General features: G+C 38.2%; 13 protein-coding genes. 8 read left to right on the top strand and 5 right to left on the bottom strand.

All coding sequences use genetic code 11. The annotated features are described in order from the left end of the window. The first annotated feature begins 45 nt into the window (after positions 1-45). The 3 genes from DSM106972_RS36900 to DSM106972_RS52785 all read left to right on the top strand — a co-directional run bounded on the left by DSM106972_RS36900 (position 46) and on the right by DSM106972_RS52785 (position 3885). On the top strand, positions 46-1065 hold the full coding sequence (locus DSM106972_RS36900) for a transglutaminase-like domain-containing protein (protein WP_127085354.1): 1020 nt from the start codon (positions 46-48) through the stop codon (positions 1063-1065). Between the two features lie 94 nt (positions 1066-1159). Further along, positions 1160-3142, top strand: a complete 1983-nt coding sequence (locus tag DSM106972_RS36895) for a hypothetical protein (RefSeq protein WP_325052253.1) — start codon at positions 1160-1162, stop codon at positions 3140-3142. Positions 3143-3657: 515 nt separating this feature from the next. After that, positions 3658-3885: a hypothetical protein gene (locus tag DSM106972_RS52785; protein WP_201800835.1), complete on the top strand. Its 228-nt coding sequence runs from the start codon at positions 3658-3660 to the stop codon at positions 3883-3885. A 255-nt stretch (positions 3886-4140) separates the two neighbouring features. Here the strand turns inward: DSM106972_RS52785 and DSM106972_RS36885 are convergent, their stop codons facing one another. Beyond that, entirely contained in the window at positions 4141-6417 is a 2277-nt protein-coding gene (locus DSM106972_RS36885) for an FdhF/YdeP family oxidoreductase (RefSeq protein ID WP_127085352.1), read from the bottom strand. Positions 6418-6990: 573 nt separating this feature from the next. Between DSM106972_RS36885 and DSM106972_RS36880 the strand changes: the two genes are divergently transcribed. The 3 genes from DSM106972_RS36880 to DSM106972_RS51735 all read left to right on the top strand — a co-directional run bounded on the left by DSM106972_RS36880 (position 6991) and on the right by DSM106972_RS51735 (position 8457). Continuing rightward, on the top strand, positions 6991-7479 hold the full coding sequence (locus DSM106972_RS36880) for a hypothetical protein (RefSeq protein ID WP_127085351.1): 489 nt from the start codon (positions 6991-6993) through the stop codon (positions 7477-7479). A 111-nt stretch (positions 7480-7590) separates the two neighbouring features. Next, positions 7591-8046 (top strand): hypothetical protein, encoded by a 456-nt coding sequence (locus DSM106972_RS36875; protein WP_127085350.1) that lies wholly within the window; start codon positions 7591-7593, stop codon positions 8044-8046. 246 nt (positions 8047-8292) lie between these two features. Further along, entirely contained in the window at positions 8293-8457 is a 165-nt protein-coding gene (locus tag DSM106972_RS51735; RefSeq protein ID WP_158632939.1) for a hypothetical protein, read from the top strand. Positions 8458-8465: 8 nt separating this feature from the next. Here DSM106972_RS51735 and DSM106972_RS36870 read toward each other — a convergent pair whose 3' ends face one another. The 3 genes from DSM106972_RS36870 to DSM106972_RS36860 all read right to left on the bottom strand — a co-directional run bounded on the left by DSM106972_RS36870 (position 8466) and on the right by DSM106972_RS36860 (position 16304). Beyond that, entirely contained in the window at positions 8466-10205 is a 1740-nt protein-coding gene (locus DSM106972_RS36870) for a ShlB/FhaC/HecB family hemolysin secretion/activation protein (protein ID WP_127085349.1), read from the bottom strand. 45 nt (positions 10206-10250) lie between these two features. Next, the gene (locus DSM106972_RS36865) at positions 10251-15101 is read right to left on the bottom strand and encodes a beta strand repeat-containing protein (protein WP_127085348.1); all 4851 of its coding nucleotides are present in this window, start codon (positions 15099-15101) and stop codon (positions 10251-10253) included. A 204-nt stretch (positions 15102-15305) separates the two neighbouring features. Beyond that, the gene (locus DSM106972_RS36860; RefSeq protein ID WP_127085347.1) at positions 15306-16304 is read right to left on the bottom strand and encodes a DUF4351 domain-containing protein; all 999 of its coding nucleotides are present in this window, start codon (positions 16302-16304) and stop codon (positions 15306-15308) included. A gap of 171 nt (positions 16305-16475) precedes the next feature. On the opposite strand from DSM106972_RS36860, the gene DSM106972_RS36855 reads away from it, so the two are divergent. Together DSM106972_RS36855 and DSM106972_RS36850 are read left to right on the top strand one after the other, a co-directional pair. Next, entirely contained in the window at positions 16476-16796 is a 321-nt protein-coding gene (locus tag DSM106972_RS36855) for a hypothetical protein (RefSeq protein WP_127085346.1), read from the top strand. A 378-nt stretch (positions 16797-17174) separates the two neighbouring features. After that, entirely contained in the window at positions 17175-18149 is a 975-nt protein-coding gene (locus tag DSM106972_RS36850; protein WP_127085345.1) for a hypothetical protein, read from the top strand. Positions 18150-18291: 142 nt separating this feature from the next. On the opposite strand, the gene DSM106972_RS36845 is transcribed toward DSM106972_RS36850, so the two are convergent. Next, positions 18292-23241, bottom strand: a complete 4950-nt coding sequence (locus DSM106972_RS36845) for a beta strand repeat-containing protein (protein ID WP_127085344.1) — start codon at positions 23239-23241, stop codon at positions 18292-18294. Positions 23242-23359: the final 118 nt, after the last annotated feature.

The raw sequence follows: 23359 nt of genomic DNA, 5'->3' as shown, positions 1-23359 counted from the left end.
CGGGCGAAGCCTACCAACGCTTACTAAAAATTTTAATGATTTGTCATGCTGAGGAACGAAGCATCTATGAATGTCATGCTGAGGAACGAAGCATCTATAAATGTCATGCTGAGGAACGAAGCATCTATAAATGTCATGCTGAGGAACGAAGCATCTATAAATGTCAGTCGAATAATTACCGCAACCATCAAAAATCAAGCTGGGCGCCAGCGAGAAAATAGTATGGTAAATTCTATTGATATCAGCCCATTGTTTCTATTTAGTAACCTTGATAACTGGGAAGAAATCGGCGCCATTTACTCGAAACAATCACGCGATAAAATCTTAGTCACACCTGATATGATTGCACTAGCGAACAAAATTACAGGCAACAAACAAGGTATTGAGGCTGCGCGCGCTATTTATAATTGGGTAGCACAAAATATTCAATACGTTGCAATATATCTAAATGAATCTGCTGGATATGTTCCAAACTCTTCTAGTGATGTGCTGCAAAATGGATATGGTGATTGCAAAGACCATGTAGTTTTGATGCAAGCTTTATTAAAAGCCAAAGGTATTGACGCTTACGCAGTACTAGTTGACTGGGGAGATATTTATGAAAAATTACCACTACCTGCGCCACATTTCAACCACGCAATGATTTATCTACCAGCATATAAAATTTTTGCTAATCCAACCGCTCACGATGCTGCATTTGGTGAACTCGATACTTCCCTCAGTGGAAAATTTGTTGTTATTGCCAGCGACAAAGTTGAGATTGCCTACACTCCAAAAACCACTGCCGAGCAAAATCGCTACACAATAACTAATACAATTAAAATTTCTGCCGATGGCAGCATTAATGGTGAAGCTGAAATGAAATTTTTTGGCGATATCGATGACAGTACGCGAAGTTACTTTAACAGCGATACACCAGAACAAATTGCAAATCAACTTTTATCTTCGACATCCGAAGGTGGAACAGGATGGATTGAAAAAAACGATATAAATTTTTATGTCTTTCACGTAGAATCACTGTTGATTGTGGTATTAAAAAGGCAAATCTCTTTCAAAACATCTTAATATGGAACCCCAGAAGAACAACGCGAAAAAGAGTTTATTGAGGGGATTATTCGCTAAAAAAGCCAAGATATCCTTGTTCATTTGCGTGTTTATCATGAGTTTGGCTGGTATTGTAGTATCAAATAGTTTGATGGGACAGCCAGCAGGAGCAATGTTCCCTAGGAATGAATTTAAACTTTTACAACCTGCTCCAACTCAACCATTAGGCTCTTATGACTATTTTGGTAAACTGCTTAATGATCCAGTGGACGATCAAAAGGTAGGAGCAGTTCAAATTACTCAGGAATTAATAGACAAAGGGGAAGATATATACTTCAATCGAAAGATAGGTGATAACTTTGGTCTGCAAGGGGTGTTTGGTTTTGCACAAGGTTTTGCCACCATTGTGCCAGAAATCACAACAGCAATTACACAGTTGGGTGGTCAAGCTACAAAAAACTTACAAATTACCCTTCAGAAGGATATCGTCTTAGGTAGTCGGACTTTTCCTGCCGGAACTCGCTTAAATACAGGTCTAAAAGTAGAAAAGGGAGGAACTTTTCCTCTGGGATTTATAACTGATGAGAAAACTCGCACAATAGGTATTAGCTGTGCAGCCTGTCATGCGAGTATTTCTAATGAAGGTAAAAGATTGGCAGGAGTTCCAAATGGTGAACTTGTCATTTCTTTGTTAACCGCATTGGCGCCAAATACATCTGCCGGGTTTGCAAGATTGAACTTTAACCCCTTAGACCCACAATACCAAGGTAATGGTAAGACTATTATTGATAGCAAAGGTCAAACTGTAACATTGCCTGACCCTGAAAAGTTTGAAAAAGCCTTTGATGATGCCGTTTTGGATGTACCTTTCGGTAATTTCGAGAGTTCAACGGATAGCATTAACAATACCACCCAAATTCCCAGTGGTTTCACGTTTAAGAATCATCCTTATTCATCTGATGGACAATTTGCTGTTGGTCCATTTGCTGGACTCAGTGCATTCAACAATGCAGTTCACTCCTCGGAAATTAATCTGTTAGCAGCTACTCAATTAAGTCAAGAAACGCTGAACATTGATCCAGAAGTATATATTGGTACATTTCTTCAGAATGCTGCCGATCCAAGATTACGTTTACCAGATGGAGTAAAACCTTCAGTATGGCTGCAACAGAAGCAGCAAGAATTAGGTATTCCCTTTGCAGAATTGGAGGATCAAGTCTCTGCTCCTGGCGCCGGTAATTACCCGAATCTAAGACCTAGTTTGGTTACATACAACGGTTTATTTTTTAGTCCTAATAGTGACAATCCAAATGACATAGCCAGTGGCAAATTCTTTTTTGCTAATAATGCCATGTCTGCTTTCCAAAATAGCTTAGTACCACCTGCTAACCGCACACAAGAAAATTTCAAAGCCTTAAGAAGTGGTTCAGTGCAGCGAGGAGCAAGGGTATTTGAGAAAGCTAATTGTGCAACTTGCCATATCCCTCCCTTCTTTACTGACAACACAATTCATCCCATTGAAGAAATTGGCACTAATTCAGCCCGCGCGAAATCTCGTTTAGGACTGAATAACTTGTTAGTAGAACCGAAGTTATATACTTTTGACACTACCGTTCCTGTGTCTGCTAACGCGCAAGTACTGGACGTGCCAACGGATGGTATCTCTGTTAATTCTACAACATTACCCAAGGGTATATTACCGGATGGTGGTTACAAAACAACGACCCTTAGAGGCTTGTATTTCAGCGCGCCCTATTTACATGATGGTGGTGTAGCAGTGCGAGAAGGAAGCCTAAAGGTTTTTGGGAATAGCAGATTTCAGGTTGTTGACCCTAGTGGTTTAGGATTAACTGGTACTCTAAGCCAAGGTTTACCAGCTGATCCTGCTAGCAGTTTACGCGCGTTATTAGATCAGGAACTTCGTAAGAAAGTTGTGACAGCCAACAAATTAAACCCAGCTTTAAGTCCAGAGCGCGCTAACCTGGATGGTACAGGTCATGAGTTCTATGTAGATAATCAAACTGGGTTTAGCACACAACAGCAAACAGACCTGATTAATTTCTTACTAGCACTTGATGACAACCCTGGCAAGTTTTAACACTTAGGCGCCTTCCTTTCGCATGATTTAATTTACATACACAAACACAGGAACTCTCTTAAATGCTGGAGTTCCTGCTTTTTTTAAACCCGCGCGTTAAAAATTGCATTGTTTAATTGCTTAATAAAATCATAATTTCTGTTACATTCATTCATCAAATAAATTTTCTATGAAGATATAAAAATACTCGTAAACGCAATCTATATTAGTACAATAATGCTATAAAGGGTTATAAAGTATAAAAAATATCTAGTAACTAAAAGCTTATTTTGATCAAGAATCACCAAAGCTATGGATAATTGCACCTTCATTATCAGAAAAAATACTCAAACACTATGGCGCCAAACCTCGCAGAAACTGGGTTAACGGAATATACTTTTCCTCAAAAGGTTATCATACAAGGTTTGTATCAGTTAACAAACTGCCTAAAATCCCAGAAACAATGTGGTTGAGGCTTTTTGGACGAGGTGCAGTTCAAGGAAAAGCTGTAAAAGAAGTTCTAACTTTAGAAGAAAATGATAATCAGCGCTCCCGTTGCACTGCGTCTATTATCGACTTGGCGGATTAGTATAGATGTAGCACCACAAGAAGGTTTTGAAGATTCGGAGTTTAAAATGATAGTATCAAAAGCTTATCAAGAATGGGAAGAAGCTACTAGGCGCCGAGGTATCGAACAAGGTATCGAACAAGGTCAACGTATTTTATTGGAAAATTTGCTCAGAGCTTCGTTTCGGCACACTTGACAGTGAGCTACTTAACATTATTCCATCAATGTTAGCGCAACCCACTGAGGAATATACTCCCTTATTGCTGCAATTATCTCGTGAAGAGTTAATTAACCGTTTTAGTTAGTCTTTTATTTTATTAAGTTAATGGCAGGCGCCTTTATAGTTGAAGAAGAAACATAGAGGCGCCTTGTCATTGTTTAGTTGTTTTCACATTCAACAATTCGGTATAATTTGAATTATTCCAAGAAGCAATGTACGATAACCCTTAATTTAATTTGCGTAAACAAACACGGGGACTCTTTTATATGCTGGAGTTCCTGCTCGTTTGTCAACCTGTGCGTTAAAAATTACATTTACTTCTGGGTAAAACATTAACGCTGCTCCGGGTCGTACTGCTCCGTGAATAATTTCCACATTTTCTAATTTACCTGCGTTTCCCTTTACAGTAACTCGTTGATGTTCTTTCAATCCTGCTTTTTCTAAATCGATTCGATTCATTAAGATACAGTTACGGTGGGGCATTCCCCGATATTTGTCTTCTATTTGATAGACTACTGTATTATGTTGAGCATAGCTACGTGCTGTTATTAATGCTACTACAATTCCTTGGGTTTGCTCTGAGGCGCCAAAAGCTTTTCGGTCAGGAAGTGTTAGTTGTGGTAATAGCGTAACAAACATTTTAGCTTTACCGTTCTCAGTGGGAAAGTGAGGTGTATTAATAATGCGTCCACCAATAGTAAACTCTTCTTTGGTTTCATCAATCGTACCTATTTTCTCATAACCTGGAACGGTTTGCGCGATTAGTTTACGGATGAATTTTGTATCTCGAAGCTGGCGCCAATCTACTGGATATTCGCCGTGAATTCTATGAGCTAACTCTGTCAAAAATTCTACTTCTGGAATTAAATCAGCGTTTTTAAGATGAGTTTTACCCTCGTCATTGAGACGTACAAAATTATTACCCGATTCAACAGTTGTTTTATGAGGATTTTCAAATCTGTTTAATACGGGAATGACAATTGTATTTTGTTTGGCTAATCCGTGAAAATGCCCTAAGTTAGGTTTCGTAGCCAAGTATATTATAGTCTCAATATTACCTAACGCGCGTTTTGCCTGAGTTGAATCTGGATTGGCGCCATATAAATTTCCACCTAGACAGATGAGTGTATCTACCTTGTGTTCGTCAGCAGCTTCAATTAACGAACGAGTATCATAACCTTTAACAGTACTTAAAGAACGTCCTAAAAGCCTTTCTAATGCTTCTTGAAGTCCTTTTTTAATTTTTTGGCTTGTTACACCCATTGAGCCGAAACCCTGAACGTTTGAGTGTCCTCGCACGGGCATTACACCCGCTCCTTCTCTTCCAATATTGCCACTCATTAATGCAGTATTGCCAATACTATAAACGTTATCTACACCATTTTGATGTTGGGTGATACCCATTGCCCAACCAAACACAACACATGACGCATTACTAATTATAGCTGCGGCTGCCTCAATTTCTGCTTGCGATACTCCACATATTTCTGTAATAGTTTCCCAAGAAATAGAGCGAGCATTCTCCACTACTGCTTCCCATCCTTCTGTGTAAGCTTGAAGAAATTCTGTTTTAATATTTCCTGTTTCAATAAGTGCTTTTTGAATTCCAGTAAATAATACAGAATCGCTACCGGGGATTAGTTGTAGATACAACGAAGCAATATCTGAACCAGGTATTAAAGATTTGATAGGGAAAGCAGGAGAGCCAAATTTAACCAACCCTATTTCCATAATAGGATTAATAACAATTATCTTTCCCCCACGCTCTCGCAATTTGATTAACTCATTCATCAAACGTGGATGGTTGTAAGCAGAATTGGCGCCACTTAAAACAACACAATCAGCTTCATTCAAACTTTCTAAACTTACAATAGAGGTTTTTGTGCCAAACATCTGCTGAAGGCCATAAGTCGAAGGAGCGTGACACAAATCTGAACAATCAGCTAAATTATTAGAGCCAAGCGACCGCATCATTAATTGCAGTAAAAATGCCGCTTCGTTAGAAGACCGACCCGAACTATAAGAAGCTACTCGTTCTGGGGTTTTACGGAAACCAGCTTCAGCTATTTGATAAATTTCTGACCAAGAAATGCGCTCATAGTGCGATTTCCCCGCTCGCAAAATCATTGGAAAACTTAACCGTCCCAACCTATCAGCTTCCATTGAAGTGAGTTTTTGTAGCTCAGTAATGCTCTGTTGCTCAAAAAATTGCTGTTTAATACCCGGTTTAATTTCCGCCGAAATAGCCTCAACACTTTTCATACAGCGCTGAAGCTTTTCCCCATCCTCATTAGTAAAACCCCCCTTTTGCCCTCCCGTCCCCCAAGAGCAAGAAAGACAAGCACTATGGTGAAGTAAAGTTTTCCAAAGTTTTGGCCCTTCAGGAGAGATAGTATGCTTTGCCCAATATTCAATAACAGGTAAGCCACCTCCAATATCAGGCGCCTCTTCATTCTTATCATTAAACGGAGGAAACTGCTGGACGTTTTGGCTCTTATCCTGACTCATGGGACTTACCTACATCTAATAACGTTACGGCTTTTTTGATTATAAGCTTGCTCAAAAGGGCGCCAATATCATAATACTAACTATCTCCACATTGTCATGCTGAGGAACGTTAACGAAGTTTTCCCGCAGGGTAGCATCTCCCCATTGTCATGCCTAAAACATAATATAGGTCAACTTCACGGCGCCTATTCTCACAATTATTTCGTACCCTAATTTTTTACAAGCGTAGAAATATTTTTGATTATGATGGTTATTTTGAACTAATACCAATTTAATGTGAAGCTGCAAATAATTAAATCCCCCCCAGCCCCCCTTAATAAGGGGGGAGTAAGAGTAATAAAGCGCATCTTCATATAAAAATGGTATAAATTTGCAGTTTTATGTCATTCAGGTGTCAAGCTTTTATTCAAAAATTGGCGTAAACAGAGATTTTATATATTTGAGATTAGTTGTAATTTAATAATGTAAGCAAAAACACGGAGCCAATCAAAAGTAATTATTGCTTAGGAAATGGTTGGTGTTTTTACTTTCATCTATAGCAAGAATTTGAATTTATCTTAATAGAGGTTAATTATGCAACGCTTTTTCAGGTCTGTGGCAACAATCACTTTTGTCTCTATTCTCGCTTGTGTTCCTACTTTTTTATCATCTCAATCTGCTAGCGCAGAACAACGAATGAAAGGAAGTTACGTCGGCGCCGGAGTAAGTGTAGACAGCGGTGGAGCATCACCAACTGTGAATGGAAGGTTTGATTTAGACTCATTTTCTATCCGAGCTACTGTAACAGGCGCCTGTGAAAGTGGTGTATGTGCAACTTTATTTATACCTACTGTCACTTATGATTTTGGGCTGAGTGAAAAGGCAAATATCTATGCTGGTATAGGCGGTTCTGTATTCACCCTTAGTGATAGTTCATTTTCCGTTTCTTTAGGTACTGGTGCTGTTTTACAAGCTGGTGCAGAAGGTGCAATTACTAAGGATATTGTTATCTACGGAGATGGAACTTATTTTACTAATGGAGGTGGAACTCTCTTAAAAGTGGGTGTCGGTTATAAATGGTAGGGTGCGTGACGCTACAAGTTTTATTACTACGTTCAAGTTTTTCCAAAGCGTCACGCACCAGCCTTCAATTGCAATAGTATCGTAAATCTTGGTATTTGAAAGGAGAAAGTCATGAATTTAAAACAATTCGCTTCAATTGGTATTTTAGTTACTGGACTAGGATTTTTGGGTTTAGAGTCTGTAGATGCGAAAACTCCATTGCAAACTTCTTCATATACAGTTTCTCAAACTATTAAACCATCACCTATTTATGAGACATTCAAGTTAACGCATAGTTTCGATGGAATTGTTTATGAAAGTGTTCTAAAGATGGAAGGACATTCTGGAGTTATGAGAACCAGATATTTTAATCCTCTAACTAGAAAAACAACTGTTGTTAGACAAACTATGAAACTAGATTCAACACCACAAGGGTTAGTTATATATGGCTATAACCCTGTAGATGATGTTACTAACAAACCAATTTCTTACTCACCAGATAATTATTTGATATCCATTCGTCCAGATGGTTCAGTTTTTTTACATTGCGATGACCAAGGGCAATGCTCAAATGTAGATGTTGAATAAGTGGATTGTACGGTGTGTAGATTGTACGGTGGGCACTGCCCACCCTACTGTTGTTAAAAAGGAGATGTATGTAATATGGAAAATAATTTTACCCAAAATAAAGCTAAATATTTCAAGTTATTATCCATAGGCGCCGTCGAGACTTTATAAAAAAGAGAGAGATACTAAGAAGTACTCAGAAAGATTAGGAGCAGTAAGAGTTCTTAAATCCTTTTTATCCAAGTAATATCTTAATTATTTCAGCATATGAACAACAATCAACTTCAAATTACAACTATAATAGCATTAACAGCTATTGTAATATTGCAGAATGTATTTAGTCCTCACATTCGACCAGCTAATGCCAATACACATGAGCAATGTATCCGTTTAAATCAGGGTAACGAAAAAATCGTAAGAATTGCTAGATAACATAAAAATCAAAAAGGTTTATAACGTAACGAAAAATATAAACCGTTATCCTGTAAAGAATCACCTTTATCTTCTAGAATAACTAAAGGAATACCATAATCTATAGTGATATCAAAACTAGGAGTTATTTCCCAACGTAAACTGCTACCAAAACTGGCAATAAAATTTTGTTGAGGGTTTTCGCCACGATTATTCCAACCATAACCTAATTCAAAAAAAGGTGTGAATTGTAGATTTCTTAAATTAGGTAAAAGAGGAAAACTATATTCTACAGAGGCTAATATACCATTATCTGATGTAATTTGGTTTTGACGATAACCGCGAACTGTTCCAACTCCACCAATACTAAAACGCTCTAAAGAAAGTAGAGAATTTGGTGTAAGCTGGGTATCAACGCGCGCAATTAAAGTTCTTCTAGGAGATACTTGTTTTGCCCATTGAAATTGCCCGACCCAAGAAAAGAAGCGTCCATCTGTACCAGAATTATTGATTGTTGCGTCAAATGCATCAATACCAAAATTAAATTGTGAACGCGCGGCAAAAACCTGTGTTGCATCACGTTTTAGCCAATCTTGAAAAAATCGAATTGCAGTAACTTTTGACTCTCCATCTTCTGGTCCCGTGGAAAAGGAGAAGGGAACATCATCAAGGATAAATGTTTGATTTCGACGCAAATCTAAACCCAAACCTACAGCAAATTCGGTTTGAGGTTTTCTAATGATGGGTTGACGTAAACTAAATGATAGGGTTTCGGAATCACTGCGAATACCTAAATCATTAAACGGCGCCTCGGTAATTGTACTATTATTATTACTATAACGAACGCTGAAAGTGCCATTATTGGGAGTTATAGGAAACGTATAACCAAGGCTGTAAAGATTTAAACCTTGGGTAAGTCCATATTCAGCAGAAAAGCGGTCTCCAAACCCTAAAAAGTTATCGTGGTTGAGAAAAAGACTACCTTGAATTGAGCCAACACTAGGAGATTGGTTATTAGCAATTATAATACCAGCACTAAAAGCAGGCGCCTCTGTCAAACGTAAGGCTAAAATATTGAAACCAGCTTGTTTCCCTGCGGTTAATTCTGCCTCAACCCGTTCGAGTACTGGGTCAATTTGTAACAATTGTAATGCTTCCCGAAGTCGGTTAACGTTAAGAGGTTTAGTAATAGCTGGGTTAACACGACTACGAATGTATCCTTCTTGGAGTCGAGAAAGCCCAGTTATTTCTAATTTCTCTAATTCACCTTCAACTACTTGGATGTTAACAACGTAATTCTTAGGGTCTGGGAGTTCTTTGGGGTCATCTGGAAGAAGAAAGGCGCCTGATGTAGCATAACCATTATCTATATAAAGTTGTGTAATTTTCGTTCGCAGTTCAATTAATTGTTCAAAAGTAAAAGTTTCTTCTTTACCCTCATAATCCTTTTTAATTTTGTCAATTTCTTCTTGTAGAACAGTGTTACCCAAAACATTGACTTTTTTTATTTTAAACCTAATATTTGTATTAATCGGTGTTTTACTTGGTTCTAGTGTACCTGGAGTATTAAAAATAGGTGATGACTCTGGTTTTGGTATTGGTACTGGAGTTGAAGGTGTTTTTTGAGGGTTAGTTTCGTTAAGACGTTGGACAGTATTAGGAGGAATATTAACTCCATCAGGTGGGTTAGTTTGAGCTATTACATTTGGTGTAAATATAAATTGGCTGATACTAATAAAGCTAAAAAATGCGCGCGCTCTACCTGTCATTGTTAAATTTTTCCTAGTATAAATTTATTAAATTAGTTAAAAGATTTAAGATTCAGAACATTCATTACCCATAAAAATTTTGCCATTTGGAAGTTGGTACATACCTTGTGGCTCTACTATGCTGTCACCCTTTTTCCAACGGCGCCGTTCTTGAGTTTGTGGTAAATTACTAACAGTTCCTGTTGAGTACGTACTAATTGGAGTATTACCAGGACGCGCGCTTAAACCACCAGACCCTCTAACATAGAATGTACCGCTCTTCTTATCTCTAGCAATACAGCTAGTAGCAATAATCGCATTAGTATCAATGGTGTCTTTATTAAGTTCTATTAGATTATTGGGAATAAAGCTATTATCGGGAGAATTGATATCAGCAACGCCAGAAACACCAAATTGAGAACTAACGGTAATATCGCTTAATTCTGTTTCGATAGGACTAAAAGCAATTCCAAAAATACCTTGAGTATTAATTTGGACTCGACCACCATTTCCTTCAGAAGCATCAGCTTTGATATTACTATTTTCTTTAGGAGGAGCGACAACAAACTTGGCTGCGATATCAATATTACCACCATCTCCCCTTGCGTTTGTAGAAATTTCACTATTGCGCCGTAACACTAACTTGTCACTAAGAGTAAATTTAATATTCCCACCATCACGACTAGCAGAACGGGCAGAAATTGAAGCTTTATCAACAGTGAGATTTCCACCCGCAATAGAAATATTACCAGCGGTTCCACTACCCTCACTATTAACCGAAATACGTCCATTATCAGAGATAAAAAATTCACGAGGGTCAATAATAATGCTACCACCATTACCTGTAGAACCAGGTAGTGTATTGGCGAATAGTCCACTATTGGCGCCGTTATTATTCAAAGCTTCATTTATTCTCACATCATTGGCGCCTGTTCTTTTCAAATTTTCTTCTATTAATGCAATGCGTTGGTTAAAAGTTGGGTCGCTTCCCGATATCACGATACGGTCTTTAACATTAAGGAGAATATTACCTGCATTGCCAGCATCATTAGTACCAGTTCGTATTTGTCCACCATTGAATAGCTCAAATACATCAGTATTGATGCTAATATCTCCACCTTTCTCTTCATTGCCAGTATTCGCACTTATAATGGCGCTATCTGCAATGCGGATATTACGACCAGAAAGGCTAACATTTCCTGCTGCTCCAAGTGTACCTTTTTCCGTTAAGCTTGCAATCCCTGTGGAAAAACCACTAGCACTAGTACCGCTAAATATTATGGAATCAGAAGCTTTAATAGTAATATCACCTGCTTTACCTTTACCAGGAGGTAAAGAAAGATTTTCAAGTTGGTTAGCACCAAAAACACCAGTAGTGATTAAAGAACTTTTTGATATTATATTTCTAGCACTAATATCTATATTCCCACTATTTCCTACGCCAGTTAAAACACCACTAGCAATATTACTATCATTAAGTAATATATCTTCTGATAATTGTAAAAATATATTGCCTGCATCGCCTTTTCCAAAAGTCCCATTTATTAATAAAGCGTCATCATTCAATGAAAATTTTTTCGCTGTGATGCGTATATCTCCAGCTTTGCCTATACTATTAACATAAATAGAATTTAGTATGCTACTATTTCCGTTGCGACCACCTTCGAGGTTAACTGTATCGCCAGCATTGATAATGATATTACCTGCATTACCATTCCCAGTTGTACTAGCATTGATTATACTATTATTAATCAAACTAACATTATTACGAGCATTTATAAAAATATTACCACCATCACCCTGGTTCAAGACACCAGAATCGATTAAAGCTCCATTACTCATAAATAGAGAGCCTGTTGTTATTTGAATATCTCCGCCAGCACCTTGTGTAGGATTCTTATCAACATTCAGAAAACCGTAAGGTCCACTAGAAATACCACTGCTAACCCTTTTTCCGGCGCCGTCAATGGTAACTGTATCACTGGTATTTACGAAAATATTACTACCTTTCCCTTGACCAATAGTATTTCCATCGATTCGACCACCATTCTTTAATGCTAATGTTCTTGCACTAATGCGAATATTTCCACCATTTCCAATAGCTCCTGCTCCAATACTGCTAGTAACACGACTAGGCAAGCTGGAATCACCTCCAAATCCTTCAATTCCAACAGTTTCGCGAGCATTAATGTTAATATTACCTGTATCTCCTTTACCATCGCTATTAGTTGCAATTCCAGCACCATTACTTACCGAAAGCGAACCTGCTGTGATATCGATATTTCCAGCTTTACCTTCACCACCCGTTATTAAAACGCTTTGAATTGAACTATTAAAAGTACCTACTATTCCATCCAATTTAACTGCATCGCGCGCATTAATATTAATGTTGCCACCTTCTCCTTTCCCCGAAACATCAGCACTTATCTGACTACCATTAGTTAACGATAATAAGCCTGTTTGTATAAAAGTATTTCCAGCTTTTCCTTTACCATCTTTAAATACATTATTAGTAATTTGTGCTACTCCATCCAAACTAATAATATTGCGAGCATTTATATTAATGTTACCTGTATTTCCTTTTCCATCCGAACTGCTACTCAGAAAAGCCCTGTTTGATAAAAACAAAGAGTCTGTTGTAATAATGATATCTCCTGCATTACCTTCGGCTTTAGATTGTACAGAGTTAATTGCACGGGTAGGGAAATCTGCACCATCAGAACCATCAAAACGAACAGTATCGCGCGCGTTAATAGTGATAGTTCCTGAATTTCCTTTTCCGCGAACACTTCCTTGAATTTCCGAACCACCTGTTACTTCCAATGAACCAGCATTGATTGTAACATTACCACCATTACCAAAGGCGCCTGCTCCAACATCGGTAAAAATGCCATTAGAAAATTTTGGTTGAGCTTCAGCAAAGGTTACTTTCCCGCTAACATCTATGTTAATATCACCACCATTTCCCCGACCACCAGAAAAGTCAGCGGTTGTACCTATAACACTTGTAGAAAGTACAGAGCTATTAGTTAAAGAAAGGGAACCAGCTTTTATATTAATATTGCCACCATCACCGATAGCCCCATCTCCCACATTACTAAATATAGTACCATTGTTAAAGGAAACTAAATCATTAACTTGAATAGAAATATTACCTGCATTGGCTTTACTAAATGTACTAGAAGTGAGTACTGCTTTATCTGTTAAATAAAAAGAGCCTGAATTAATTGTAATATTTCCAGCATTTCCCTCAGCTTCAGAATTTGAAGTACCACGAATACCACTTGGTATTTGACTTCTCATACCAGAGACATTCACAACTCCACGTACATTGATATTGACATTTCCTCCGTTCCCTTTTCCTGAAGTTAGCCCATTTTCTCCTCTACGAACTAATGTTTGAATTTGTGTACCATCAGTAATTGATAATGAACCTGCTTCAATATTTATATTACCTCCATTTCCTATAGCACCAGCTTCTACATTATTAGTCAAATCAGAATACCCACTTAGAGATATAGCATCATTAATTTTAAACAGTATATTGCCAGCATTACCATTCCCTAAAGTGTTGGTATCAAACCAACTTTCATCAGTAACAGAAAGTGAATTCGCTATTATGTTTATATTTCCGCCATTCCCTGTTGCTTTCTGTCGCACACTACTAGCAACTAAACCATCACTAATAAGTACTTTATCTCTTGCAAGTACAGATATATTTCCTGCATCCCCGGCGCCGAATGTATCGACACTTAATGTTGCATCTTTACTTATAATTAAGGAGCCTGTGATAATGTTTATATTACCGCTTTTACCTATAGCTTCCTCATCCAAAACATTACTAATACGGGAATTTTCATCAGTTAAAGTTACCGTTCCCGTCGCGTTTATTTGTATGTCACCCGCAAAAGTCGTGGGACTACCTAATTTATTATCAATACCTGCTCTAACTATACCTGTTTCACTGACATTTACATCCTTGGCAGTAAATGCAATATCCCCACCACCAGAACCACGAACATTGATTTCTGCTCCGTTGGTGATAGATATATTACCTCGTTCCACACCTTCAGGAAAACTAAAACTCCAACTATCACCAGCTATATTCAATCCTACAATACCAGGCACCGCCAAACTACCTAACTCTATCCTTCCGTTATACGCGCGCAGTCCACCACTTCCATCAAAAGACGCATTATTAACAAGTCCACCACCTTCTATATTGATATCACCACCCAAAAACAACAAACTCTTACCATCGGGTACTCGCAACCCAGTAATATTCTCACCAACTAAATTTTGCCCTGCAGGTGCGACAGAACGATTGGTAATATTTCCTCTAGATATTTGATTGAATAAGAAAGCAGAAGGATTAATTGTCAGTACATCAACAGGTTGACCACCGCTAGCATTATATACTCCGCTATTGCCAAACTGAATCCCGTTTGCTGTCGTTGCTAGAAACGAACCACCAACATCTAACCTACCATTCTGCCCGAACAAAACTCCATTCGGATTCATCAAGTACAGATTTGCATTAGAAGGTGTGAAGTTATTTGCTTGACGGACACCCAGAGTTCCAAAGATTTGTGAAGCGTTACTTCCTGTGACTCGTGCAAAAATATTTTGGATATTAGCATTAGGAGTCAGGAAATAAGCTCCTCTATTTTCACTAACGCTAAACTCTCTAAAACTATGAAACAAATTCTGCCCACGTTCGGCGCCTCCTATTATCGCATCGTTTGGGGCGCCGTTAAAGTTGAAAATAACTCTCGAAGACTCTGCTCCCATGTCATCAGGTACAATGTTGCTCTGGGCAAAACTAGAACTGATAGATGTAGTAAAAACACTTATGCATCCAAGTAAAAGAGATGTACTCAAACGCCAAATAATACTGCCCAAACCAACATTTTTCACTTCGAGTCTCCCCTGGTATTGAAAAGTTCAATGTTTCGGAACAATTGATTTACGCTCCGGGCGCCTGTCTATATTTATCCAAACAAGGCGAACCGAAAGTGATAATCAATATGTTTTCAAAAATACCATGAGAGTGTTCCTATACAAAAGTAATCTATACTACATCTATACTCATTAGCCTGCTTATAGCAGGCTTCGCTCTAATTACCCACCTGATAACCAGTTAGTTAAATCAGTAACCGACGTAAAATCAAGTAATTCCTCAGCTAGCCTTTCCAACTCTTCAGTAGACAAAGAACGCACACGCTCCTTAGTCGCCTCATCAATATTACCCAAACGACGATTAAGTTGCCGTGTTACCAGTGATAATGCTTCTTCCTGCCTACCAATTTCAATGCCACTGCGCTCAAAAGATGTTACATATTTCATACGTCGTCCAGCCTCAAATTGTTTTACTTCAAGTTTAAACTCTGATTCAATATCCGGTGGTAAAGTCAGCATCCAATCAACAAAAGCTAGTAAATTTATGACCTCCTGTTCCTCAAACCCTTTTTCGTATAATCTTCGTACCAAAGCCAGCTTCTGTACTTTACGTTCTTGGCGGTCTTCACGAGTATTAAGAGCAGCCAAGTGTGCCATAACTACCGTTGCAAATGGGTTTCCATCGTTTTCAAGTTCGGATAGCCTTTGTTGATAATCTACCAATTTGATGATTGGAAACTCAAAATTCAACGAACAGCCAAATAAACTGTAACCAAAGCTCGACGGGCGCCAATTTTCTTTGTCATCACCCAAAATTGCCAGCGAAGCTACTGTTTTTTTATATTTATCGTAGATGCGATAATTATAGATATACATCCGCATCGCAAAATCTTCTTCTTCTTGCGATTGTACTTCAATATGTATTAATACCCACTCCTCCCGACCATTTTTGAGATATATTTTTACTAACTTGTCGGCAAAACGGCGCCCAATCGCAGCATCTTTAGTGACTTCTTCAAGTTCCTTATCCAAAAACTCTATTTTTTTTGTCCAATCAATTTCGTTATACGCGGCAGGAAAGAAGAACTCCATAAAATCCTTAAAATATATTTGTAATATATCCTTCCAAGGCGAATCATATTTAGTCGGTGGATTTTTGATTTTGTTATCGCCTGCTTCATTTGTTTCGCTGGCATTATCTATGTCGTTATTATTAGTCATTTTTAAAATGGATTGAACTTGTTCGATTAATCTCAATATACTATCGAACAAAATTACTGTAATGAAAAACGTTACAAATTGTTTAAGAGTTAAAATTTTATGATGAATTTGTAAATAATTTACGATTGAATAAAAATAATAATGATTATTAAAGTTTTCATGAAATGATAGGTGCCATCGTTTGCGGCGCCGTTAAAGTTGAAAATAACCCTCGAAGACTCTGTTGCTCCTAGTGTTTCGTCAGGTACAATGTTGCTTTGGGCAAAACTAGAACTGATAGATGTAGTGAAAGCACTTATGCATCCAATTAAAAGAGATGTAGTCAAACGCCAAATAATACTGCCCAAACCAACATTTTTCACTTCAAGTCTCCCCTGGTGTCGAAAAGTTCAATTATTCGGAAGAGTTGATTGGCTAATGGGCGCCTGTCTATATTTATCCAAACAAGGCGAACCGAGAGTAATAATCAATATGTCTTTAAAAATACCATGAGAATGTTTTCGGCGCTGAAATAGTCGTTACCTTTCAAGTAATACTAGTGCATACCGTACATGTAGAGACCGGGCATGTACTGTCTCTACATGGGTTTGGGTATGATTCGTGTACCTCATGTACCTGAAATTTTACGTTTTTACATTCTTGTGGAGCAGAGCAAAGTCCGAGCGGAGGTTTCCTCCGTAATCCACTGGTATTTGCCTTTATGCATCGGAACTTTGTTAAGAGAGGCATCCCTGCCTGCCTCCCAAAGATAAAAAACTCAAATTATAAATCTTGGGTACTAATTTTAGTTATAATAATTTAACAATATTTTCCTCTATCAAACTAAAATTCATAAAATCAAATCATTGTCAAGCACATTCATAAAATTAAATGGCTCAATACAAACACGACCGATTCTTCAAATTCTATATTCAATCCCTATATAAAACTAAAGGAGACACCCTACAAAATATCCAAGTCCATAACGACGAAGACCTGGAAATTGATTTAATGTTTATATTCAGAGACAATCAAGAATGGCAACAAGAGAATTTAGAATTATTTGACAAATTAATGCAAGAGCATCCAACAATAATCATCGAACACTATAGCTCGTACTTAGAAGAAACCGATATTAGCAAATCGATTACTCGAAAAAATCTATATTGGGAACAAAAGCAAAAAGAACTGATAGAAAATGCCAAAAGCCAACAGCAGCTAACAGCTTCTAAACGACTGGACAAACAAGCAAAGCAACAAATAGAAAATCAAAATCCATTTACCTGGATACTAACAGTTAATTGTAGTGAAAAACTCTTGAATTTATGTAACGCTCAACCAGCTAGTAAATTAGGCGCCGGTGTATATCGACTTCCCCAAATATTACGGATGGGAATAGTAATTATTAACCAATTGGCTAATAGTCCTGACACCATCTGGTTAAAAATGTTAGGAGATAAAGAAAGTGCGAAAATCGCTTTTGAATCAATCAAACAGCTATCACCAGACCGTAGAGAGAAAAATGATATAATTAGCGCATGTGTTAAATACTGCGTTTACCTACAAAACATACCTACTGATAACTTAACTCCGGAGGACGAAGATTTTATGAAAACAATGGCAGAAGTCGATGCTTGGTATGAAGCTGAAATGAACAAGGCTAGGTTAAAAGGCGAACTAAAAGGCAAGATTGAGTTGGTAAGTAATATAATTCGATTCAAGTTTGGGGATGAAATCACGTTACAGATAGTTAGTCAACTCCAAAAGTTAAACGCCAAGCAACTTGATGACTTTACGCTAGCAATGCTTAACTGGCAACAGCCAAGTGAGATGTCCGAATGGCTCACTCGCTTAGAAAAAGTTTAAACGAAACGCGTTGTTGTCCAAGATAGCACGCGAGTAGCAACCGGAGCGAATTTTGCTGTTTCATAAAAAGTTTTTTTAAGAAGGCGCCAAGGCTTCTAGCTAGTACTCTTTTGGTACACCTTAACAGGGGTAGGGTTAGGGGTTAGGTTTCAGAACACTCATTACCCATGAAAATTTTTCCGTTTGGTAATTGATACATCCCTTGCGGTTCAACTATGCTGTCACCTTTTTTCCAAGGGCGCCGTTCTTGGGTTTCAGGCAAATTACTTACAGTTCCCGTTGAATAGGTACTAAGCGGAGCATTGCCAGGACGCGCGCTGAAACCACCAGAACCTCTAACATAGAATGTACCGCTTTTTTTATCTCTAGCAATACAACTAGTAGCAATAATTGCATTAGTATCAATGGTGTCTTTATTAAGTTCTGTAAGATTGTTAGGAATAAAGCTATTATTAGGAGAGTTGATATCAGCAACGCCAGAAACACCAAATTGAGAACTAACAGTAATATCACTCAATTCTGTTTCTTGAGGACTAAAACCAATTCCAAATATACCTTGAGTATTGATTTGTACTCTGCCACCATTCCCTTCAAAAGCATTGGCATTAATATTACTATTTTCTTTAGGAATGGCAACGACAAACTTGGCATTAATATCAATGTTACCACCATTTCCCCCGGCGCCTGCTGTGCCTGCTGTGGTAGAAATTTCGCTATTGCGTCGTAATACAAGCTTATCACTGAGAGTAAATTTAATATTACCACCATCACGGCTGGCAGAACGGGCAGTAATAGAAGCTTTATCCAGGGTGAGATTTCCACCTGTAACAGAAATATTACCAGCAGTTCCCGTACCTTCGCTATTAACTGAGATGCGTCCACTGTCAGAGATAATAAACTCACGAGGGTCAATGATAATGCTACCACCATTACCTGTAGAACCAGGCGCCGTATTAGCGAATAGTCCACTTGCGGCGCCTTCATTTGTAACTACATCAGTTAATTCCGTATTAGAACCCGACCCTCCTAAATTTTCTTGTGCTAAAGCTAATCTTTGATTAAAATTTGGGTCACTTCCAGATATAGTAATACGGTCTTTAATATTCAGGCTAATATTACCTGCATTTCCACTACTGCGAGTATTCCCTAGTATTTGGGCGCCGTTGAAAAGTTCAAATATATCAGCATTGATGGTAATTTCACCACCTTTGCTGTCATTAAAAGTTGCAGACGAAACAACTGCTCCATCTGTAGCACGAAAGTTTTTGGTAGTTAGACTCACATCTCCCGCATCACCAGATGCACCTCTCTCTGTTAAGGTTGCTATTGTACTAGAAGCACCAGTAGAACCAATACCTGAAATATTTATAGAATCAGATGCATTAATGCGAATATTTCCACCTCTACCATTACCTGCTGGAAGAAGAGTATTTGCTAATGTTTGTGAACGAGAGACCCCAGCGCTAATTCCAGAACCATTAGTTAACGTTAGATTTTTTGTTTCAATATCCAGGTTTCCACCCTTACCAATACCTCCGGAAAAAACGCTGCTATCAACGAAACTACGATTCATTGAGATATCTTCAGATACTTTCAAAAAAATATTACCTGCATCTCCAGTTCCCAATGTGCTATTAAGAATGGCGGCATTGTTTAAAGACAGTTTTTTCGCACTTAATTGTAAATCACCAGCCCTTCCAAAACTCCTGGGCAAGACAGCACTAATAACAATAGGATTTTGATTACCTTCAGCTACACCTGACATATCAATGGAATTACCAGCATTAATAGTTATACTGCCTCCATTTCCTTGCCCAGAAGTGCTAGCGTTAATAATAACATTATTAATTAAGCTAATATTATCACGAGCATCAATAAAAATATTACCACCATCACCTATTCCAGAGCTTTGGGAACTAATATTAGCACCATTACTAATAGTAAACAACCCAGTTGTTATCTTAATATCTCCTCCACTGCCTTGCTTGTCTGGTAAAATTACGCTACTGGCGCCACTACCTAATCCATTTCCAGCCCCATCAAATTTAACACTATCGCGCGCATTTATTACAATGTCACCAATTTCACCTTGACCAAAATTAGCTAAAATACCACCATTGGTAGCAGACAGACTCTCTGTTGTTACCTGAATATCTCCACCTTTACCCGTAGTTCCAGACATCAAGCTTATAATCCCACTGCTCGTCCCATCTCTAGGACTAACCCCGTCAATATTGACAGCATCTTTAATATTAACGAAAATATTACCACTGCCACCAGTTCCAAAACTACTAGCATTAATTTGACCACTATTTTTAAGAAATAATTCCTTACCTGTAATCCGAATAGTTCCACCATTTCCTGTTGCTGGAGAAGCAACTGTACTTCTGGCTCCGCTTGGCAAAAATTGTTTGCTATCAAATCCTTCAAAAGTAATTGTATCGCTAGCATTAATAGTAATATTGCCTGCATCTCCTATTCCCACAGTGCTAGTTGAAATATCAGCACCGTTACTTACTAAAAGTGAACCTGTTGTTATTTGAATATTCCCAGGTTTTCCTTCAGCATTACGAAGTATCCCAGTCCTAATTGAACTCGCAGCACTATCTATTTTACTATCCAACTTTATTGCATCGCGTGCATTAACAATAATGTTTCCACTGTCTCCTTTACCTGACACATCGGCACTTATTTGGCTACCATTCGTTAAAAATAATGAACCTGTTTGTATAAAAGTATTACCAGCTTTACCTCTACCTGAATCAAATACATTATTACTAATATCTGCTACCCTATCCAAGCTAATTAGATTACGGGCATCTATATTGATATCACCCCCATTTCCAATTCCATTAGTACTGCTGCTGAAAATAGCACCATTGGTTAAAAATAAAGAACCTGTTGTAATCTTTATTCCTCCTGCATTACCTTCTGCTCCCAGTTGTACCGAGTTGATAGCGCGACTAAAAATATTACCACCATCAGAACCATCAAAACGAATAGTATCGCGCGCATTAATGGTAATAGCTCCTGAGTTACCTTTCCCACGGGTACTTCCTTGAATTTCGGAACCACCCGTTACTTCAAGCGAACCAGCATTAATTGTAATGTTACCACCATTGCCAACGGCGCCTACGCCTACTACATTAACAATTCCATTAGTAATGCTTGGTTGAGCTTGAGCGAAGGTGACTTTTCCAGTAACATCTATATTAATATTGCCACCATTTCCTTTACCACCAGGAAAGTTAGCAGTTGCAGCATTCACTTGTGCAGAAATTACAGAGCTATTAACTAAAGAAAGCGAATCAGATTTTATACTAATATCGCCACCATTACCAACGGCGCCATCTCCCACATTACTAAATATGCCGCTATCATCAAGAGCAACTAAATCATTAACTTGAATAGAAATATTACCTGCATTCCCTGTACCAAAAGTACCAGAAGTAATTCCCGCTTTATCTGTTAAATTTAAAGAGCCAGCATTAATTGTAATATTACCCGCTTTCCCCTCTACTCCAGTCAAGGTGCTGCGGATACCGCTAGGTATTCCATCTTTAATACCAGAAATATTAACGGCGCCACGAACATTAATATTAACATTACCTCCATTTCTTATCCCTGGAGTTTGTTCATTATCTTTTGTCCGCACAAAAGTTTGAATTTGGGTGCTATCAGTAATCGACAAAGAACCTGCTTCAATATTGATAGTACCACCACTACCCACGGCGCCTGATTCTATATTGCTATCAACGACAGCATCTATTAACGAGACAGCATCATTGACTTTTATAAATATATTACCACCATTTCCAATCGCTCTTGATTGAACGCTACTACCAATCAAACCATCATTTACAAGTACTTTGTCTGCCAAGATAGATATATTTCCTGCATCCCCTATACCAAAAGTATCTGTACTTAAAATTGCATCATTACTTATAATCAATGAACCTGTAACAATATTTACATTCCCGCTTTTACCTAAAGCTTCACCATCCAAAACATTACTAATACGGGAATTCTCATCAGTTAACGTTACCGTTCCCGTCGCGTTTATTTGTATGTCACCCGCAAAAGTCGTGGGACTACCTAATTTATTATCAATACCTGCTCTAACTATACCTATTCCACTGACATTTACATCCTTGGCAGTAAATGCAATATCCCCACCACCAGAACCACGAACATTAATTTCTGCTCCATTAGTAATGGATATATTACCTCGTTCCACACCTTCAGGAATGTTAAAACTCAAACTATCACCAGCTATATTCAATCCTACAATACCAGGCGCCGCCAAACTCCCTAGCTCTATTCTTCCGTTATACGCACGCAGTCCACCACTTCCATCAAAAGGTGGATTACTAAGTCCACCACCTTCTATATTGATGTCACCACCCAAAAATAATAAACTCTTACCATCGGGTACACGCAACCCAGTAATACTCTCACCAACTAGATTTTTTCCCGCAGGTGCAACAGAACGATTGGTAATATTACCTCTAGATATTTGATTGAATAAAAAAGCTGAAGGATTGATTGTTAGAACATCTGCAGGTTGACCACCACTAGCATTGTATACTCCACGCTCGCCAAACTGAATTCCCGAAGCTGTCGTTACAACAAAAGAACCTCCTAAATCCAAGTTAGCATTCTGTCCGAACAAAACCCCATTCGGATTCATCAAATACAGATTTGCTGTGGATGGTGTGAAGTCCAAAGCTTGACGTACACCCAGAGTTCCAAAGATTTCCGAAGGGTTACTTCCTGTGACTCGTGCAAAAATGTTTTGGATATTGGCATTGAAAGTCAGAAAATAAGCTCCTCTATTTTCACTAACACCAAACTCTCTGAGACTATGAAACAAATTCTGCCCGCGTTCGGCGCCTCCTATTATTGCATCGTTAGCGGCGCCGTTAAAGTTGGGAATAACTCTCGAAGACTCAGCAGTTCCTAAAGTTTCGTCGGGTACGATGTTACTTTGGGCAAAACTTGAACTAATAGATGTAGTGAAAGCACTTACGCATCCAATTAACAGAGATGTACTCAAACGCCAAATGATACTGCCCAAACCAACATTTTTCACTTCGAGTCTCCCCTGGTGTTGACAAGTTCAATGTTTCGGAACAATCGATTTACGCTCCGGGCGCCTGTCTATATTTATCCAAGCAAGGCGAACCGAAAGTGATAATCAATATGTTTTC

Source organism: Dulcicalothrix desertica PCC 7102 (genome assembly GCF_003991905.1).
Classification (GTDB): domain Bacteria; phylum Cyanobacteriota; class Cyanobacteriia; order Cyanobacteriales; family Nostocaceae; genus Dulcicalothrix; species Dulcicalothrix desertica.
The sequence above is the reverse complement of the archived record's forward strand: the minus strand, read 5'-3'. Positions and strand labels throughout refer to the sequence as shown.

Bases quoted from the DNA above. Each gene is read 5' to 3' on its own strand.
- DSM106972_RS36900 (WP_127085354.1), top strand. From the start codon at position 46: ATGCTGAGGAACGAAGCATCTATGAATGTCATGCTGAGGAACGAAGCA.
- DSM106972_RS36895 (WP_325052253.1), top strand. From the start codon at position 1,160: ATGAGTTTGGCTGGTATTGTAGTATCAAATAGTTTGATGGGACAGCCA.
- DSM106972_RS52785 (WP_201800835.1), top strand. From the start codon at position 3,658: ATGATAATCAGCGCTCCCGTTGCACTGCGTCTATTATCGACTTGGCGG.
- DSM106972_RS36885 (WP_127085352.1), bottom strand. From the start codon at position 6,417: ATGAGTCAGGATAAGAGCCAAAACGTCCAGCAGTTTCCTCCGTTTAAT.
- DSM106972_RS36880 (WP_127085351.1), top strand. From the start codon at position 6,991: ATGCAACGCTTTTTCAGGTCTGTGGCAACAATCACTTTTGTCTCTATT.
- DSM106972_RS36875 (WP_127085350.1), top strand. From the start codon at position 7,591: ATGAATTTAAAACAATTCGCTTCAATTGGTATTTTAGTTACTGGACTA.
- DSM106972_RS51735 (WP_158632939.1), top strand. From the start codon at position 8,293: ATGAACAACAATCAACTTCAAATTACAACTATAATAGCATTAACAGCT.
- DSM106972_RS36870 (WP_127085349.1), bottom strand. From the start codon at position 10,205: ATGACAGGTAGAGCGCGCGCATTTTTTAGCTTTATTAGTATCAGCCAA.
- DSM106972_RS36860 (WP_127085347.1), bottom strand. From the start codon at position 16,304: ATGACTAATAATAACGACATAGATAATGCCAGCGAAACAAATGAAGCA.
- DSM106972_RS36850 (WP_127085345.1), top strand. From the start codon at position 17,175: ATGGCTCAATACAAACACGACCGATTCTTCAAATTCTATATTCAATCC.